Source organism: Sphingomonas aestuarii (assembly GCF_054457155.1).
Map to the genome: position 1 here is coordinate 338,391 of NZ_JBTKVV010000002.1, position 16,522 is coordinate 354,912.

Here is a 16,522-nt window from a genome sequence, read left to right on the forward strand (position 1 = left end):
GGCTTGTCTCGTGCGGATCGCCGGACTGGACGCTTGCGGCGGGGTGACGATCCCCTCGCCAGCGGCGCGACCAAAGACTATCTGAGGCATCATGCGGATTGAATTCATCAAATGTCATGGGTCGGGGAATGATTTTCCGTTGATCGACGGGCGGGGTTGGGATTGGGCAGACGCCGATTGGGCCAGGCTGGCGCGGGCGTTGGCGGATCGAAGCGGGCCGGTGGGGGGCGACGGGTTGCTGGCGCTGGTCGATGGCGATGAAGATCACGCGTTCGGGATGAAAATGTTCAACAGCGACGGGTCGGAGGCGGAGACGTGTCTGAACGGGTTGCGCTGCACCGCGCGGCTGGGGTTCGAATTGCTGGGGCTGGATGCGGCGCGGGTGAAGTTGAAGACAAGCAGCGCCGATGTCGCCCGCGCCGAGCCGATTGCACCAGGGGTGGAGACGATCCTGACGCGGGTGGGGCCGGTTTCGATGGCGACGCGCGATGTGGGGTTGCGGATCGGGGCGGCGGAGCTGATCGACACGCCGGCCCCGGAATTGCCGAGTGACCGCGCCTTTACGGCGGTGGCGATGCCCAATCCGCATCTGGTGGCGTTCGTCGATGCGGTGGACGAGGGCGAGCTGGTGGCGCTGGGCGAATGGTGCGAGGCCGCGCCGCCAGTGCTGCCCGCTCGCGCCAATGTGAGTATTGTCCGGCACGAAGATCCGAGCACGATTTTCGTTCGAACCTATGAGCGCGGGGTCGGCCTGACCGACAGCTGCGGGAGCGCTATGGCGGCATCGACGCTGGCGGCGGTGCTGACGGGGCGGATGGCGGACGCGCGCTGGGTGACGGTGCGCAATCGCGGCGGGCTGGTCCGCGCGATGGTCGAGCGGGGTGCGGGCGGACCGGTGGTGTCGATCGCGGGCAACGCGACGTTCGAGGCGGACCGGGCTGTGGATTACGACCCGGCGACGGGGGCGCTGGGCGCGGTCGAGACGTTGCGCGAGCGGGGGGACGAGGTCGCGGCGTGGGCGGCGGTAGTGGGCGCCGGGTGAGGCCAGCGGGCCGGGCGCGTCGTTCAGGTTTCTCGACTTCGCTCGAAACGAACGGATTCAGGGGGTGTCCGTTCCAAACGCGTAAGGGTGCGCGAGGGGCTGGATGGGTGGTGGCGTCGGGCGCAATGACGGGTCAAGCCCGGCATGCGTCAGGGCGTGCGCGGTTTCGGCGGAAGGCCAAGCGGCGGCAAGGCGGGGCGGGCGACGGGGGTCGGATCCCAGCTTTTGTCGAACACGCCGAGGCCGCCGCCGCCCGATACGGCAGAACGGCGCGAGGCGGCGGTCGCGGCCATCGAGGTGCCGCGCTGGTCGGCGGTGGTCAGCGGCGCGGCGGCGCGCTTGCGAACCTCTGCCAGGCCGGTGCCGCGTTCCCGGCGCAGCGCGAGCACGCCCGTTTCCTCTACCAGCAGGGCGAGGCCATTCGGGTTCTGACTCCATTCGAGGCGACCGTCGCCCATCATCCGCTTCACGGTCGCGGTGTTGGTGCCGATGAGCTTTGCGGCACGACCGATCGGCATCCAGCGTTTGCCGTCGACGGTATAGACGGGCTTAACCGCCATTGCGCGCGCGCTTCGTTCGCGGATAGGGTGCGCGCGGCAGCGCCCGGCCCATAACCGGGATACCGTGCCCCTGTGGCAGCGGGGGTAGGATGCGGGGGAGCGAGGGCTGCTGTACCCCGCATCCATCCCGGCCCGTCATTCGGGCGCGTCCCAGCCGGTGCGGTCGAGCGCGGCCATTTCGCCCGTGATGGCGACGGTATCAACGCTGACGCGGATGACCCTGGCAAGCAGTAGAATCATCGATTCCTTGTAATCGGCGAAGCGATAGGTATTGAATTTTTCGCGGATGGTGGGATCGCGCGGGGTCTTTTCCTTGTGCTGGTCGAGCACCCAGTCGATCGCGCTGCGGTTGCCGAGGCGATAGGTCCACGCCTGAGGCGGCACGCCGGTGATCTGCGTATCCTCGTCCACGCGGACGGTGCCGGTTTCGGGAAAGGATTTGAGCGCGGGTTTGGGATGCGTGCCCTCCGCACGTTTGGGGTTGGGCGTGTCGGTGCGAGTCACCGGCCACGGCTCCACATTTTCATAACCGATATGCATCGCCATGAGGGTTTCGCCCCACGCCGCCCAGCGGGCGAAATCGGGATAGAAGGGGATGCGCGGAAATTCGCGCTTCAGGTTCAGCGCGTATTTCTCGCGATAGACGGGATCGTGGAGGACGGCATAGACATAGGCGAAGATCGCGTCCTTGGTGACGCCGCGCTTGCCGTATTGCTTGACGAACTTGTTGAGCGCCCAGTCGGTGATGTTGTCGATCCGATCGCCAGAAATAATATAGCGATAGCGCGGAAAATAGTGTCCTGGATCAGCGCTATAAAAATTGTAGTTAGGAAGAGCAGATGTTCCAATAATAGAAAAAGGAAGTCTCGTGCCAAAATTGAATATCAAGGCAATATTCTTTTCATTATTAGGAAAAGTCGTTCCGGATTTCCCGGATTCATCAACAAGTATGTTATTTTTGTATATAAAGCGATCAGTGTACGGTCGATAAGCATGATTTGATACGTAATTTCTGTCCAGAATGATTGAGTTTCCGCTGGTGGCATGACGCTTCAAATTCCTAGACCATTTGATATCTTGGCTTTCAAAATCCTTAGCGCGCGCCAGGACATTGTAGCGCGCGGCGAACTCAGTTGCTTTTTCAATGCTATCGTCATGGGTCCGTGCAATAGCCCAGTCGTCTCTACCAGTCAGCACACCGGTGAAGCTAAGCATGAACACCGAATTGCCCCCAGATGTTTTGGAGGCTGACCGCGGAGCGAGGGGAATCAGGTCAGCAAATTCATCCAAACCTGCGTCGAGCCAAACACCTGTTGCTGATGGCTTGACTTGCAGAAAACCAGTGTCCCCCAGCCGAAGTTGCCCAAGCCACGATATTTTTTCTTCGGCAGTTTCCATCTCAGGTCTTCGAATGTACCTTATTGCCGCTCGGTCCTTCGTTTGCCGGCGGACCAAGAGGGCGATGGCGACGCCCGTTTGAATTCCAAAGACATTGTGCTTCGTGCCTGAAAGCTTTGGGTTGGCCCGGACATCACCTCCTAGATCAATCGCCCAAATCTCCTGAAAGTCCTTGGCTATCAGTTTTCGAAAACCGTCAAAAGTGCGGCTATCTAGGAAGCTTCTATTGGTGACGAAGGCGACAATCCCCTCATCTCCTAGCCGATCACTCGCCCAGCGGTAGAAGCGCGCATACATATCGTACAGCTTGGTCTTCTGCGCCGTACTTGCCTTGATATACGTGTTCTTGATGCGCGCATCGATGTGCGCGTAGGCGCGGTTCTTGTTGTTGTCGTTCTCGTTCTGCTGATTGGCATTATAGGGCGGATTGCCGATGACGACGCTGATCTTGCGGCGGTTCTGGCGCTTCACCCGTTCCATATTCTCGTCGGCCAGCCCGCCCAGCAAGTCGAACTGGTGGCCGGAATGGATGCCGAGCGCGTCGACATTGTCGAGCGTGTCGACGAAGCACAGGTTCTCGAACTCGGCGAACTGGCCGGTAATCGCCTGATAGGTCGCCTCTATATTCAGATTGGCGACGTAGTAGGGGAGGATGGCGACTTCGTTGGCGTGCAGCTCTTCCTTGTATTTGTGGCGCAATTTCTCGTGGTTGCCGCGAAAATGTTCGAGCAGCTCGACGATGAAGGTGCCGGTGCCGGTGGCAGGATCGAGAATCTCGACGCCGCGATCGATGAGGTTCTTGCCGAAATGCTGTTCGCACAGCCAGTCGGCGGAGCGGATCATGAAGCGGACGATTTCGCCGGGGGTATAGACGACACCCAGCCGGTCGGCGGCTTTCTTGTTATACGCCTTGTAGAAATCCTCGTAGAGCGCCTTGAGGAAGCCCTGTTTTTCGCTGTGGCTTTGAATCAGCGCGGCGGTGCTGGCGATGCCGGAATAATAGGGGGCAAGCGCGCGCAGAAGCTGCGCCTTTTCGCCGCGCCCGAACAGCACATCTTCAAGCCGTTTGAGTTCGGCGGCGATGTTGTTGTGTTGGTGGAAATCGGGGTTGTCGAAAACCTTGGCAAAAATATCCTCGGTCAGGACGTGCTGGATCAGCATTTCCTGAACATCGTCCTCTGTCACCGCCGGGTTGATGGCGTCGCGAGCGTGTTTGAGGAAGGCGGCCTCGGCGGCGGCGAAGTCGCTGGAGGCGGCGCGCTTTTCGGCGATGCGTTCGCGTAGCGCCGTGAGGATGGCGGGAAGGTCGGTGGCGAATTGTTTCACCGCCTTGTTGAAATCGGCGATTTCCTGGCGTTCATGGGCGAAGAAGCGGGTCAGCAGCCGGAGCAGGCTGTCGTCGTCGCCCTGCATGGCGGCGCGCATGACTTCGCCGCCGTCCTGATACAGCACCGCCGTCGCATCGTCGGTGAAGATGATGTTGTCGCGCGGATAGCCTTTGCGGAACTTCGCTTCGATCTCGCGTTCGAGGTCGTCGTTTTCGTCCTTGGCCTCCCAATAGCCGAAGGGGACGCGCAGGCCGTGGAGAAGGGCGCCGTCGAGATAGATGCGGTTCATCGCCCGCGTCACGATGTCGTGTTCGGCGATGAATTGCAGATCGTGCGATTTGCCCCAGCGTTTGAGTAGATCCTTGAACGCTTCGCGCAGCACGCTTTCGCGGCGGCTGCCCGAGACGGCACGCAGCCGGTCGAGTTCGGCGCGATATTCGTTGATCAGATGCTGGCTCATGCGGCGCTTGGCTCCCCCCGGCAAGCACCGTGGCGGGAAGTGGGGGCGGGTTCAAGACGTTAGCGGACAGCGAAACGGGAGTTGCGCAGCCGTGGACTGGATGGCTTCCCCCGATGTGGCGGCGGGGTCGATATAACGGCGAACAGCAGCACATAACCAGATAGGCACAAAACACTTGACATCGTCACGCTGATATGGCACATATCGGGAACGATGGGGAATTGCGGGTCGGGCAGGGATGCCGCGGCCCGTTTTCGTGTGGGGGACGGGCGATGGGCGAGACCATCATCAATGCGACCGGCAGGCGGCAGCGGCAAAAGGCGAAGGCCAACAGTTTTGGCGCGCGCAAGCGGGCGCGCTTTCTGGATATGCTGGGGCTGACGTGCAACGTGACCCAGGCCGCCGCCCATGCCGATGTGTCGGCATCGACCGTGTGGCGCGCGCGACACCGCGACCCGGTGTTCCAGGAACAATGGCGCGAGGCGCTGGCGACCGGATATGACCGGCTGGAGGCGCTGGTGCTGGAACATGGCGGCGCGGGCGAGCGGGTCGTGCCCGATCCGACGCGGACGGTGGCGGACGGCGCCACGGACGAAGCCCCAACCGGGGCGCCGGTCGATGTGCCGTTCGATTTCGATCGCGCGCTGAAGGTGCTGGTGTATCGCCGGGGGGAGCGCAACGGCGAACCCAATCGCCGGACCGGTCGCCCGCCGGGGCAGGCGACGCGCGAGGAAACCAACGCGGCGCTGCTCAAGGCGCTGAATGCCGCCAAGCGCCGGGTCGAGAAGCAGCGTGAGCGGGAATAGGCGGGCCACGGGGCGGGGCGAGCGCGCGATCGACGAGGCGCGCCTGATCGCGGCGGTGCGGGCGCTGCCCGATGACGAACTGCCGCGGCTGCTCAACCGATTGACCGACCGGCAGGCGCGCGAGCTGCACAAACGCTGGCCGCTCTGGGCGCATGAGGGGCAGCTGGCGCCGCCGGGCGACTGGCGGGTGTGGCTGATCCGTGCGGGCCGGGGCTTTGGCAAGACGCGCGCCGGTTCGGAATGGGTGAGCGAATGGGCGCGCTCGGACAAGAACGCGCGGATCGCGCTGGTCGGGGCGACGGCGGACGATGTCGCCAAGGTGATGATCGAGGGGCCGAGCGGGGTGATCGCGGTGGCGCGCAGCGGAGAGACGGTGACGTGGCGGGCGAGCGCGGGCGAGGTGACGTTCCATTCGGGGGCGAAGGGCTTCGTCTATTCGGCCGAGGCGCCCGAGAAATTGCGCGGGCCGGAACATCATGCGGCGTGGTGCGACGAACTCGCCAAATGGCGGCGCGGGGACGCGACCTGGGATAACCTGACCATGGGAATGCGGCTGGGCGAGCGGCCGCGGGTGGTGGTGACGACGACGCCGCGCCCGGTGAAGCTGATGAAGCGGGTGATGACGCTTCCCGATTGCGTCGAGACTTTGGGGCGGACGCGGGACAATCCGCATCTGCCCGACAGTTTCGTGGCCACGATGATCGGCGAATACGGCGCGAGCCTGCTGGGGCGGCAGGAACTGGACGGCGAGCTGGTCGAGGATGTCGCGGGGGCGCTGTGGACGCGCGGGCTGATCGAACGGGCGCGGGTGCGGGTGCTGCCCGAGGTGACGCGCGTGGTGGTCGGGGTGGATCCTCCGGCCGGCGTCGGCGGGGATGCGTGCGGGATCGTGGCGGTGGCGCTGGGGGCGGACGGGTTCGGCTATGTGCTCGACGATGCAAGCGTGGCGGGGGCGACCCCACGCGGCTGGGCGGAGGCGGTCGCCGCCTGTGCGCGGCGATGGGGTGCGGACAAGGTGGTGGCGGAGGCCAATCAGGGCGGCGAAATGGTGCGGACGACGCTCCACGCCGCCGATGTGGCGATGGCAGTGGCCCTGGTTCATGCGAGCCGGGGAAAGGTGGCGCGGGCCGAGCCGGTGGCGGCGTTGTACGAGCGCGGGCGCGTGTTTCACGTCGGGGCGTTCGGGAGCCTGGAAGACGAGATGTGCGGGCTGGTGACCGGCGGTGGCTATGAAGGGCCGGGTCGCTCGCCGGACCGGGCGGATGCGCTGGTCTGGGCACTGCACGCGCTGATGCTGGGCGGCGGGGGCGAGCCGGGGGTGCGGGCGCTTTAGCAGCGGACGCGACATTCAGCCCAGATGGGCCTGCAAAGCGCGATTTCCTGCGCTCCGGTGCTCACGTACTTGAAGTACGCTGCGCTCCGGTGCTCGAAAGATCGCCCTTTTCGGCTCCACCTGAACTGAATGTCGCGCCCGCCCCGTATGACGTTGGCACTGTGTATTTCGGAGAAACACATGAAATGGTTCGGCAGGAAGGCTGTCGGGCGCGAATTGTCGCGTCCGGCGTTGGCGCGTTCGGCGAGCGGGGTGCCGCTGATCGGGGAATGGCCGCGCGGGTATGAGGCGCAGGTGCGCGAGGGCTATGCGGGCAATCCGGTGGCGCAGCGCGCGGTGCGGCTGGTGGTCGAAGGCGTGGGGGCGGCGCCTTTGACCGCTTCGGAGCCGGGGATCGAGGCGCTGGTGCGGACGCGATCGGCGGGGCAGCAATTGGTCGAGACGGTGGCGGCGCAGCTGCTGCTCCACGGCAATGCCTATGTCCAGATTCTGTGCGGATGCGATGGCGGGGCGGCGGAGCTGTATGCGCTGAGGCCGGAGCGGGTCGCGATCGAGGGGGACGCGAGCGGCTGGCCGGTGGCGTATCGATACCGGGTGGGCGAGCGGGTGACGCGGATCGCTTCGGAAGACGAGGCCGGGCGTCCGGCAATCGTGCACATCAAGGGCTTTCATCCGCTCGACGATCATTATGGGCTGGGGTGCCTGGGCGCGGCGGCGGGGGCGGTGGCGATCCACAATGCGGCGACCCGGTGGAACAAGGCGCTGCTGGATAATGCGGCGCGGCCTTCGGGAGCGTTGGTGTACGAAACGCGCGACGGGGCGGCGCTGTCGGCTTCGCAGTTCGAGCGATTGCAGGAGGAAATGCGCGCGGCGTTTCAGGGGGCGGCGAATGCGGGACGGCCGATGCTGCTCGACGGCGGGCTGAAATGGCAGGCGATGAGCCTGTCGCCAGCCGACATGGATTTCGTCGCGCTGAAGGCGGGGGCGGCGCGCGAGATCGCGCTCGCCTTCGGGGTGCCGCCGATGCTGATCGGGCTGCCCGGCGACAACAGCTATGCCAATTACCGCGAGGCGAACAAGGCGCTGTGGCGGCTGGCGATCCTGCCGCTGGCGGACAAGATCTATGGGGCTCTGGGGCAGGCATTGGGGGCTTGGTTTCTGGGGGTTTCGCTGGCGATCGATTTGAACCGGGTGCCGGCGCTGGCCGAGGACCGGGCGGCGATCTGGGCGCAGGTGAAGGGGGCGGATTTCCTGCACGCGGCCGAGAAGCGGAAGCTGTTGGGGCTGGCGTGAGTCGGCACCTCGATACGAGACCTCGATACGCCGCTGACGCGGCTACTCGGCCTCTACTCGGCACGAACGGGATTTGGGGAGCGGTGAGATGAGCGATGGGGCGGTGCTCGCTCAGTTGATCGGGCAGGCTGAGGGGCGCGGGGCGGATCTGGCGACGCTGCGTGCGATCGCGGAAGAGGCGGGCGAGCTGGGCGCGGCGCGGGCGTTGAAGCGGCTGGGCCTGGACGATCCGGCGGCGGCCAAGGACATGGCGGAGTTGCGCGAGTTGTTGGGGGCGTGGCGCGATGCCAAGCGATCGGCGTTGCGCGCGGCGATCGGGTGGGTCGCGCGGCTGGGGCTGGCGTTGGTGCTGGTCGGGCTGGCGGTGCGGCTGGGGTTCGACGGATGGGTGAAGTGAGCGTGCGGTTCGCGGGCTATGCCGCCGTCTTCGATGCCGTGGATCGCGGGGGCGATGTCGTGCGGCGGGGGGCGTTTGCGGGCGCGCCCGATGTCGTGCCGCTGCTGTGGCAGCATGGCGGGCGCGCCGTCGGCGAGGTGCGGGTGCTGGGGGAGGATGCGCGCGGGTTGCGGGTGATCGGAACGGTGGCGGAGCCTCGGCTGGCGGCGCTGGTCGCAAAGGGCGCGCTTACGGGGTTGAGTTTCGGATACCGGGCGCGGGGCGTGCGGCGCGGGGCGGTACGCGAATTGACTGCGGTCGAGCTGGTCGAGGTGAGCCTGGTGGCGCAGCCGATGCAGACGCTGGCGCGAGTTCATGCGGTGGCGGGGGGAGCGTAGGCGCTGTCTCGATACGGGCTCTCGACAAGCTCGAACCCTAGTCGACACGAACGGATTTGAGGGTGGGTTTGACCGGGATGACGGGTGGGCGTGGCCGCATTGGCTGCGCCCTTTTTCATGTGTGGAGATGATGAATGAGCGAGCGGACGATGGATGCGCTGGGCGACAGCTTTGCAGGGGTGGAGACGCGCGGCGTGGTGGCGCGACCGATGTTGGCCGGGAGCGATGCGCGCGTCGGCGGCGGGGCGTTTGAGGGGTTCCTGCGATCGGGCGGCGGGATGCTGGAATTGAAGGCGATGTCGGGGGCGAGCGGGGCCGAGGGCGGCTATGCGGTGCCGCGCGAGATCGATGCGATGATCGATGCGACCTTGGCGGCGGTGTCGCCGATCCGCGCCATCGCCAATGTCGTGCAGGTGGGAACGGCGGGCTATCGCAAGCTGGTCGCGTCGGGCGGCACGCCGTCGGGCTGGGCGGCGGAGACCGAGGCGCGTGGGCAGACCGGAACGCCGGTGTTCAACGAGATCGCGCCGCCGATGGGCGACCTGTTCGCCAATCCGGCAGCAAGCCAGGCGATGCTGGACGATGCCGGGTTCGACGTCGAGGCCTGGCTCGCCGAGGAAGTGGCGCGTGAGTTTGCACGCGCCGAGGGCGCGGCGTTCGTTTCCGGTAGCGGGGTCAATCGACCGCGCGGGTTCCTGACCGCTCCGACCGCGACGACGGGAGACGGCGCGCGGGCGTTCGGCACGATCCAGCATATCGTGTCGGGTGCGGCGGGCGGCTTTGCGGCGAACCCGGAAGAAAAGCTGATCGACCTGATGCAATCGCTGCGGTCGCCCTATCGTCAGGGCGCGGTGTGGGTGATGAATTCGGCGACGCTGGCGCGCATCAGGAAGTTCAAGACGAGCGACGGCGCGTTTCTGTGGCAGCCGGGGCTGACGGAGGGTCAGCCTGCGACGCTGCTGGGCCATGCGGTGGTCGAGGCCGAGGACATGCCGGACATTGCGGCGGGTTCGCTTTCGATCGCGTTCGGCAATTTCAAGGCGGGGTATCTGATCGCCGAGCGGACCGAGACGCAGGTGCTGCGCGATCCCTATTCGAACAAGCCGTTCGTGCATTTCTACGCGACCAAGCGGGTCGGCGGATGCGTGAGCAATTCGGAAGCGATCAAGCTGATGAAGTTCGCCGCGAGCTGATCGTGGCGACGGGGCCGCGCGCGGGCGGGCGTGCGCGGCCCCCATTCGTCGAGGCGAGGCAATCGGGTTCAGGGGAGATGTCGATGGAGCGGGATCCGATTCCGCAGGCGGTCGTGGCGGCCGCCGCGCAAGATGTGCGCGTGTATCTGCGCGGTGGGGCGAGCGAGGCGGACGGGCTGGTCGAGCGGATGGCGGCGAGCGCGCTTCTGTTGTTCGAAGCCTTTGCCGGACGCGTGCTGATCGTGCGCGAAGTTCGCGAAACGGTCGCGAGCGGGGTTCGGTGGCAGCGGGTCGTGGCGACCCCGGTGCGATCGATCGATCTGGTCGAGGGCCTTCCCGCCGAGGGATCGGCGTTTGCAATGCCGGTCGGCAGCTATGCCATCGACATCGATGCCAGTGGCGATGGCTGGGTGCGGGTGAACATGGCGGGGATTGCGGGTCGGGTTCGCGTGACGCTGAGCGCGGGCGACTGTGCCGGATGGGACGAGGTGCCGGGACCGGTGGCGCAGGGGATCGTGCTGCTGGCGGCGCACATGATCGAGGGGCGGAGTGCCGAGGATGCGCCGCCCGCGGCGGTGAGTGCCCTGTGGCGACCGTATCGCCGGATGCGGATCTCGGGAGCGATGCGATGACGCCAGGCGAGCGGCTGGTCGCGGCAATCGCGGTGGCGCTGGAAGCGGCGGAGGGCATCGCGGGCAAGGTCGCGGTGTTCGACGCGCCGCCCAGCCGGGCTGCGCGGCCGCATCTGGTGATCGACGAGCCGGTGCAGGGCGACTGGGGCGCGAAGGGCGTGGAGGCACGCGAATATCGGGTGACGGTGCGCGGGCACGACAGCGGCGAGCGGCCCGTGCGGCTGCGCGGCATCGGTGAGGCGGTGGACGGCGCGGTGCGCGGGCTGCCGCGTGATCTGGGCGAGGGCTGGGGGTTGGCGAGCGTGGCGTTGGTTCGGGTTCGGACGCTGCGTGAGGGTGGCGATCGGTGGGTGGCAAGCAGCGAATGGCGCGTGCGGATGGTTCGGGGGTCAGGCTGACCCTGGCCTGAATCGTCACCCCGGCTGAAATGCCGGGGTCCACCGGGCGGCACAAGCATCGTTCGATGTTCTAGCGACGCGCAAGCTGCTTGGTGGACCCCGGCATTTCAGCCGGGGTGACGGGCATTATTGGAGGGCTGCGCGCTGGTTCAGCAGCCTTCGTTGGCAACAATTGGTTGGGTCGTGTGGCCTGGGCTCCCGCTTTCGCGGGAGCACGGCGTGGATTGGGGAGAGAGTCGATGGCGGCGGAGAAGGGAAGCGCGTTCTTGCTGAAGGTGGGCGACGGGGGATCGCCGGTCAGTTTCGCGACGGTGGCGGGGCTGCGGACGACGCAGCTTTCGATCAATGGCGAGATGGTGGCGATCACGTCGAAGGATTCGGGTGGGTGGCGCGAGTTGCTGTCGGGTGCAGGCGTGCGGTCGGTCAGCGTGTCGGGGGCGGGCATCTTTACCGGGTCGGCGACCGAGGCGCGGTTGAAGGGCAATGCCTTGTCTGGGGCGATCGACGATTATCGGCTGTCGTTCGAAGGGGGCGAGACGTTGACCGGGCGGTTTCTGGTGACGCGGCTGGACTATGCCGGGGACTATAATGGCGAGCGCAATTACACGTTGAGCCTGGAGAGTTCGGGCGTGGTGGTGTCGGCATGACCGTTGCCAATCCGGTGCGGGGCGAGGCGTCGCTTCGGGTGGCTGGGGAGATTTTGATCCTGCGACCGAGTTTTGCGGCGCTGGTCGCGGCTGAGGGTGAGATCGGGCCATTGTTCGCGCTGGTCGAGCGGGCGGCGGAGGGGCGGTTGTCGCTGGGCGAGTTGGTGGCGCTGTTCTGGCATTGTCGGTTCGAGGCGCCCGAGGGGGTGACGCGCGAGCGACTGGGCGAGGCGGTGGTGGCTGCGGGACTGGCGCAGGTAACGCCGGTGCTCAGGGTGTTGTTGCAGCAGATTCTGGCGGGGCGGTGAGGGGGCGGCTTCAGGAAGGCCCCTCCACCATCCCCTGCGGGAATGGTCCCCCTCCCCGAGACGAGCTCGGGGAGGATTTTAGCGGGGCTGCTCGGCGGATGGCTGGGTTGGCGGGGTTGGCGTTCGGGTGGACGCCCGAGGTGTTCTGGCGGGCTACGCCTGCCGAACTGGGGGCGCTGGTGGAGGCCGCTTGCGGCGAGGGTGAGCGGGTCGACCCGCCGGACCGGGGGCTGGTCGCGCGGTTGATGGAGGCGTTTCCGGATGGATGAGCTGGACGAGATGATCGTGTCGGTGCGGGCCGACACGCGGGGGTTTGCGCGCGACGTGGCGGAAATGCGCGGGGCGCTGGACGGGCCGCTGGTGGCGGGCGCCGACCGGGCGGGGCGGGCGATCGAGACGACGCTGTTGCGCGCGGTGCGGACCGGCAAGCTGGGGTTCGAGGATCTGCGGCGCGTGGTGCTGGGGGTGATGGGCGAGATCGCGCAGGCGGCGATCGGCGGCGGGGTCGCTTCGCTGCTGGGCGGGGCGCGGACCTCGCGGGGGAGTGCGGGCGGGTTGCTGTCGGGATTGCTGGCGGCGGTGGTTGGGGCACCGGGGCGGGCGACCGGCGGGCCGGTGTCGCCGGGGCGGGCTTACCGCGTCGGGGAGAATGGGCCGGAGCTGTTCGTGCCGAGTTCGGCCGGGCGGGTGGAGACGGGGGCGGCTCCGCCCGGTGCGCGCGAGGTGCGGGTAGCAATTACCGTCAATGCGGGGGCGGGAGAAAGTTCGGCGGCGTTGCAGCGGTCGAGCAGGCAGGTGGCGCGGGCGGTGAAAGCGGCGTTGGTTGGGTTGGAGTGACGCTCTCTAGCTTTGCGTTTGCGGGTTGGTGGACCCCGGCACTTTGGCCGGGGTGACGGGGAGGGTGGGGGATGGGTTTTTGGCTTGCGAATGAGCGGCGGGGGCAGCGCGAGAGTGTGATCGCTCGCTTCGACCCGGTTTACTGGACGATGAATTTTCCGCGGCCGATGATGGCGAGCGTGGTGACGACGGCGGCGGATGCGTTGCGGGTCGATTGCGTGTTTTATCGCAAGGACGACCTGGCGGGGTTGATCTGGGCGGCGGAAGACGAACACGACCATCCCTTGCTGCGATACGAAACGCGCCGCGATTTCCGTCGGTGTCGGCTGTCGTTCCGGTGGCGCTCGGGAGGCGTGCGGAGGCTCGACGAAACCAACGGCCCGGTGCTGACGATCGAAGGGCGCGATGCCGGGGGCAATCCGCGTGCCTGGTATGTGCGGCTGTGGAATTATGCCAGCGGGTCGCCCGAGGATGCGGTGGTCACGCTCGATTTCGATGCGCTGGCGGGCGGGTATCGGTTGCCGGAAGAAGGCGATCCGGTGTTTGCGGGCGATATCGACCGGATGTTCTTGTCGCTGGTGGCGGGTGAGTATGACGGCACGCCGGAGCCACTGGCTGCGCCGGTCGAGGGCTGGGTCGAGCTGTCCGGCATCACGTGCGAGGGATCGGGATCGGTTTTGGTGATCGGCGATGTGGTGGTGCCCGAACATGGGCTGAGCATCGCCAGCGGATATGACGACAGCTATCACATGACGCCCGAGCGGCTGCTGAGAAATGCGCTGCATCTGGGGTATCGCGGGAGCATCGTCCACTATGTCGGGATGAGCCATTATTTCAGGCTCGAGGCGCTGGGGGGTGGATTCTATGTCAGCCTGGCGGGGAGTGCGCTGTGCGTGCCGTGCACGGCGTGGCACCGCGACTTTGCGGCGCGTGCCAAGGCGCTGGGATACAATATCATCTGGTCGCTGAGCTACGAGTTGTTCGACGCGCATTGCTGGGGCGACTGGAAGCAGCGGGCGTGGGACGGATCGCCGGCGCTGACCGGATGGGAGCCGCCATCGACGTTGCTGTCGCCCGCGCATGCCGGGGCGATGAGCTATCTGAAGGCGGTGGCGCGGGCGTTCGTGGCGATCGGGCGCGATGCGGGGCTGAGCGTTCGGTTTCAGGTCGGCGAGCCGTGGTGGTGGGTGCAGCCCCAGACCCAGGCGCCGTGCCTGTACGACGATGCGGCGCGGGCGGCGTTCGGAGGCGATCCGCCGGTGATCGCGGATGCGCGGTTGCCGATGGACGCGGGGCAGAAGGCGTTGCTCGACCAGGCGGGGACGATGCTGGCGGCATCGACCGCGGCGCTGGTGGCGGCAGTGCGCGAGGAGGTGCCGGGTGCGGAATCGCTGTTGCTCGCCTATCTGCCCACGATCCTCGACCGCAAGACGCCGGAGATGCGGCGCGCGAACCTGCCGACTGGCTGGGCGAGCCCGGCGTTCGATGTGTTGCAGCTGGAGGACTACGACTGGGCGGCGGAAGGACTGACCAGTGCGACCGCGCGCGGGGTGGCGGCGGCGACCGAGCAGCTGGGATACCCGGTCGAGCGGCAGCATTATTTCTCCGGCTTCGTGCTGAGGCCCGACCAGCGCGCGCAGTGGCGACCGATCGATGCGGCGGCTGAAGTCGCGCGCGAGCGAGGGGTGGCCGAGACCTATATCTGGGCGCTGCCGCAGGTGATGCGCGACGGATATGTTCATTTCGATGAGGAGAAGGCGGTGCAGGCGTTTGACGACGTGGCGTTTCCGCTGGCGCTGGGGCGCGAGGTGGAAGTCTCCCCCGAATGGTCGACGGCGGTGGTCGCGAGCGCCGGGGGGCATGAAAAGCGCAATGCCGAATGGGCCGAGGCGCGGACGCGCTACGATGTCGGACCCGGATTGCGGAGCGAAGCCGATATTGCCGCGCTGCTGGCCTTCTTCCGCGCGCGGATGGGACCGGCGCGGGGGTTCCGCCTGCGCGATCCGTTCGACGCGTCGTCGGGCGAGGGCGCGGTGTCGCCAACCGACCAGGTGATCGGGACTGGCGACGGCGACCATGCGGTGTTCGATCTGGTCAAGGCCTATGGCGAGCAACGGCGGCGGATCACGCGCCCGGTATCGGGAAGCGTGCGGATCGCGATCGACGGAGTCGAGACGCAGGGCTTTGCGGTCGAGACGTTGGGGCGCGTGGTGCTGGACGACCCGCCGGAGGACGGCGCGATCGTCACCGCCGGATTTCTGTTCGACGTGCCGGTGCGGTTTGCCGAGGACCGGCTGAGCGTCAATCGCGCGACGTTCCTGGCCGGAGAAGCGGTGTCGGTGCCGCTGATCGAGGTGCGCGAGGCATGAGTGTGCCCGAATGGCTGGCGACTGAGCTGACCAGCGTCGCGTTCTGCTGGCGGATCGAGCGGCGCGACGGGGTCGCGATCGGGCTGACGTCGCATGACCGCGATCTGGTGATCGAGGATTTGCTCTATCGTGCGGCACCGGGAATGGTGCCGTCGGCGATCGCGCGCGGCGATGCGGCGGGCGAAGGCGGGATGGAAGTGTCGGGCGCACTGGGCGGCGATGCGATCGCCGAGGTCGACCTGATCGCCGGGCGCTGGGACGGGGCCGAAGTGCGGGTGTTCGCGACCGACTGGGTGAATGGCGGGACGCTGTCGCTGGGCGGCGGGACGTTCGGCGCGGTCGAATTGAGCGCGCAGGGGTTCAGCGCGGAACTGCGCGGGGCGCTTGCCGCGCTCGACGCGCCGGTGAGCGAGCGGACCTCGCCCGATTGCCGCGCCGAGCTGGGCGATTCGCGATGCCGGGTGGCGATGGCGGGGCGGCGGCGGTTCGCGCGGGTGCTGGCGGTCGAGGGAAGGGTGCTGACGGTCGATGCAGTCGAGCCGGGCGCCAATGCCTATGGCGAAGGGCGACTGGTCTGGTTCGGCGGTGGCAATTCGGGGCTGGAGGATGCCGTGCTGTCGTCCGATGGCCCGACGCTGACTCTCCGGCGCGAGCCGCGTTTCGACGGCGTGGGTGCGCTCGTGCGGATCGAGCAGGGGTGCGACAAGATGCTGGCGACCTGTGCGGGGCGGTTCGGCAATGCGATGAATTTTCAGGGCGAGCCCTATCTGCCCGGCATCGACCTGCTGACGCGTTATCCCGGCGGATGATCGGGGCGGCGGACGTCGTCCTGGCGGCGGCGCGCGCGCTGGTCGGCACGACGTTTCGGCTCCACGGGCGCGATCCGGCGCATGGGCTGGATTGCGTTGGGCTGGTTTGCGTGGCGTTCGCGGCTGCCGGAGTGCGGATCGCGGCGCCGAGCGGATACCGGCTGGCGAGCGGTCGGGTCGAGCAGTTTCAGGCAGCGGCCCTTGCTGCAGGGTTGAAGGCGGCCGGAAGCGTAGCGGCGGGCGATGCGGTGCTGTGCCGGGTCGATGCGCGGCAATGGCATCTGGGGATCGCGAGCGGCGACGGGCTGATCCATGCCGATGCGGGATTGGGGCGC

Annotated in this window: 18 protein-coding genes; 15 read left to right on the forward strand and 3 right to left on the reverse strand. The window is 67.0% G+C overall.

The window, feature by feature from the left end; all coding sequences use genetic code 11:
• Nucleotides 1-91: 91 nt before the first annotated feature.
• Nucleotides 92-1,042 carry a diaminopimelate epimerase gene (gene dapF, locus ACX0GZ_RS04845; protein WP_458813932.1) on the forward strand — a complete coding sequence of 317 codons (951 nt, stop codon included), beginning with the start codon at nucleotides 92-94 and terminating at the stop codon, nucleotides 1,040-1,042.
• Nucleotides 1,043-1,191: 149 nt separating this feature from the next.
• On the opposite strand, the gene ACX0GZ_RS04850 is transcribed toward dapF, so the two are convergent.
• Together ACX0GZ_RS04850 and ACX0GZ_RS04855 are read right to left on the reverse strand one after the other, a co-directional pair.
• Entirely contained in the window at nucleotides 1,192-1,602 is a 411-nt protein-coding gene (locus tag ACX0GZ_RS04850; RefSeq protein WP_458813934.1) for a hypothetical protein, read from the reverse strand.
• Nucleotides 1,603-1,737: 135 nt separating this feature from the next.
• On the reverse strand, nucleotides 1,738-4,788 hold the full coding sequence (locus ACX0GZ_RS04855; RefSeq protein ID WP_458813936.1) for a type ISP restriction/modification enzyme: 3,051 nt from the start codon (nucleotides 4,786-4,788) through the stop codon (nucleotides 1,738-1,740).
• A 272-nt stretch (nucleotides 4,789-5,060) separates the two neighbouring features.
• Between ACX0GZ_RS04855 and ACX0GZ_RS04860 the strand changes: the two genes are divergently transcribed.
• The 14 genes from ACX0GZ_RS04860 (at nucleotide 5,061) to ACX0GZ_RS04925 (ending at nucleotide 16,187) form a co-directional block, all read left to right on the forward strand.
• Entirely contained in the window at nucleotides 5,061-5,594 is a 534-nt protein-coding gene (locus ACX0GZ_RS04860; RefSeq protein ID WP_458813938.1) for a hypothetical protein, read from the forward strand.
• The gene (locus ACX0GZ_RS04865) at nucleotides 5,581-6,927 is read left to right on the forward strand and encodes a DNA-packaging protein (protein WP_458813940.1); all 1,347 of its coding nucleotides are present in this window, start codon (nucleotides 5,581-5,583) and stop codon (nucleotides 6,925-6,927) included. The genes ACX0GZ_RS04860 and ACX0GZ_RS04865 overlap by 14 nt, the downstream gene beginning before the upstream one ends.
• A gap of 180 nt (nucleotides 6,928-7,107) precedes the next feature.
• Entirely contained in the window at nucleotides 7,108-8,220 is a 1,113-nt protein-coding gene (locus ACX0GZ_RS04870) for a phage portal protein (RefSeq protein ID WP_458813942.1), read from the forward strand.
• 88 nt (nucleotides 8,221-8,308) lie between these two features.
• Nucleotides 8,309-8,617, forward strand: a complete 309-nt coding sequence (locus ACX0GZ_RS04875) for a DUF6127 family protein (RefSeq protein ID WP_458813944.1) — start codon at nucleotides 8,309-8,311, stop codon at nucleotides 8,615-8,617.
• Nucleotides 8,605-8,994, forward strand: coding sequence for an HK97 family phage prohead protease (locus ACX0GZ_RS04880; RefSeq protein ID WP_458813946.1), 390 nt, complete (start codon nucleotides 8,605-8,607; stop codon nucleotides 8,992-8,994). Before ACX0GZ_RS04875 ends, ACX0GZ_RS04880 begins: the two co-directional genes overlap by 13 nt.
• Nucleotides 8,995-9,128: 134 nt before the next feature.
• Entirely contained in the window at nucleotides 9,129-10,187 is a 1,059-nt protein-coding gene (locus tag ACX0GZ_RS04885; protein WP_458813948.1) for a phage major capsid protein, read from the forward strand.
• Between the two features lie 83 nt (nucleotides 10,188-10,270).
• The gene (locus tag ACX0GZ_RS04890; RefSeq protein ID WP_458813950.1) at nucleotides 10,271-10,819 is read left to right on the forward strand and encodes a head-tail connector protein; all 549 of its coding nucleotides are present in this window, start codon (nucleotides 10,271-10,273) and stop codon (nucleotides 10,817-10,819) included.
• The gene (gene gp17 / locus ACX0GZ_RS04895; protein ID WP_458813953.1) at nucleotides 10,816-11,217 is read left to right on the forward strand and encodes a tail completion protein gp17; all 402 of its coding nucleotides are present in this window, start codon (nucleotides 10,816-10,818) and stop codon (nucleotides 11,215-11,217) included. The genes ACX0GZ_RS04890 and gp17 overlap by 4 nt, the downstream gene beginning before the upstream one ends.
• 239 nt (nucleotides 11,218-11,456) lie before the next feature.
• Nucleotides 11,457-11,864, forward strand: coding sequence for a phage major tail protein, TP901-1 family (locus tag ACX0GZ_RS04900; protein WP_458813955.1), 408 nt, complete (start codon nucleotides 11,457-11,459; stop codon nucleotides 11,862-11,864).
• On the forward strand, nucleotides 11,861-12,172 hold the full coding sequence (locus ACX0GZ_RS04905; RefSeq protein ID WP_458813957.1) for a gene transfer agent family protein: 312 nt from the start codon (nucleotides 11,861-11,863) through the stop codon (nucleotides 12,170-12,172). Before ACX0GZ_RS04900 ends, ACX0GZ_RS04905 begins: the two co-directional genes overlap by 4 nt.
• A 98-nt stretch (nucleotides 12,173-12,270) precedes the next feature.
• Nucleotides 12,271-12,441 (forward strand): phage tail assembly chaperone, encoded by a 171-nt coding sequence (locus tag ACX0GZ_RS04910; protein ID WP_458813959.1) that lies wholly within the window; start codon nucleotides 12,271-12,273, stop codon nucleotides 12,439-12,441.
• Nucleotides 12,434-13,009, forward strand: coding sequence for a tail tape measure protein (locus tag ACX0GZ_RS04915; RefSeq protein WP_458813961.1), 576 nt, complete (start codon nucleotides 12,434-12,436; stop codon nucleotides 13,007-13,009). The genes ACX0GZ_RS04910 and ACX0GZ_RS04915 overlap by 8 nt, the downstream gene beginning before the upstream one ends.
• A 71-nt stretch (nucleotides 13,010-13,080) precedes the next feature.
• Nucleotides 13,081-15,378 (forward strand): DUF2460 domain-containing protein, encoded by a 2,298-nt coding sequence (locus ACX0GZ_RS04920; protein WP_458813963.1) that lies wholly within the window; start codon nucleotides 13,081-13,083, stop codon nucleotides 15,376-15,378.
• Entirely contained in the window at nucleotides 15,375-16,187 is an 813-nt protein-coding gene (locus tag ACX0GZ_RS04925; RefSeq protein ID WP_458813965.1) for a DUF2163 domain-containing protein, read from the forward strand. Before ACX0GZ_RS04920 ends, ACX0GZ_RS04925 begins: the two co-directional genes overlap by 4 nt.
• On the opposite strand, the gene ACX0GZ_RS04930 is transcribed toward ACX0GZ_RS04925, so the two are convergent.
• Nucleotides 16,172-16,501, reverse strand: a complete 330-nt coding sequence (locus ACX0GZ_RS04930) for a hypothetical protein (protein ID WP_458813967.1) — start codon at nucleotides 16,499-16,501, stop codon at nucleotides 16,172-16,174. The two genes, ACX0GZ_RS04925 and ACX0GZ_RS04930, sit on opposite strands and share 16 nt — an antisense overlap.
• Nucleotides 16,502-16,522: the final 21 nt, after the last annotated feature.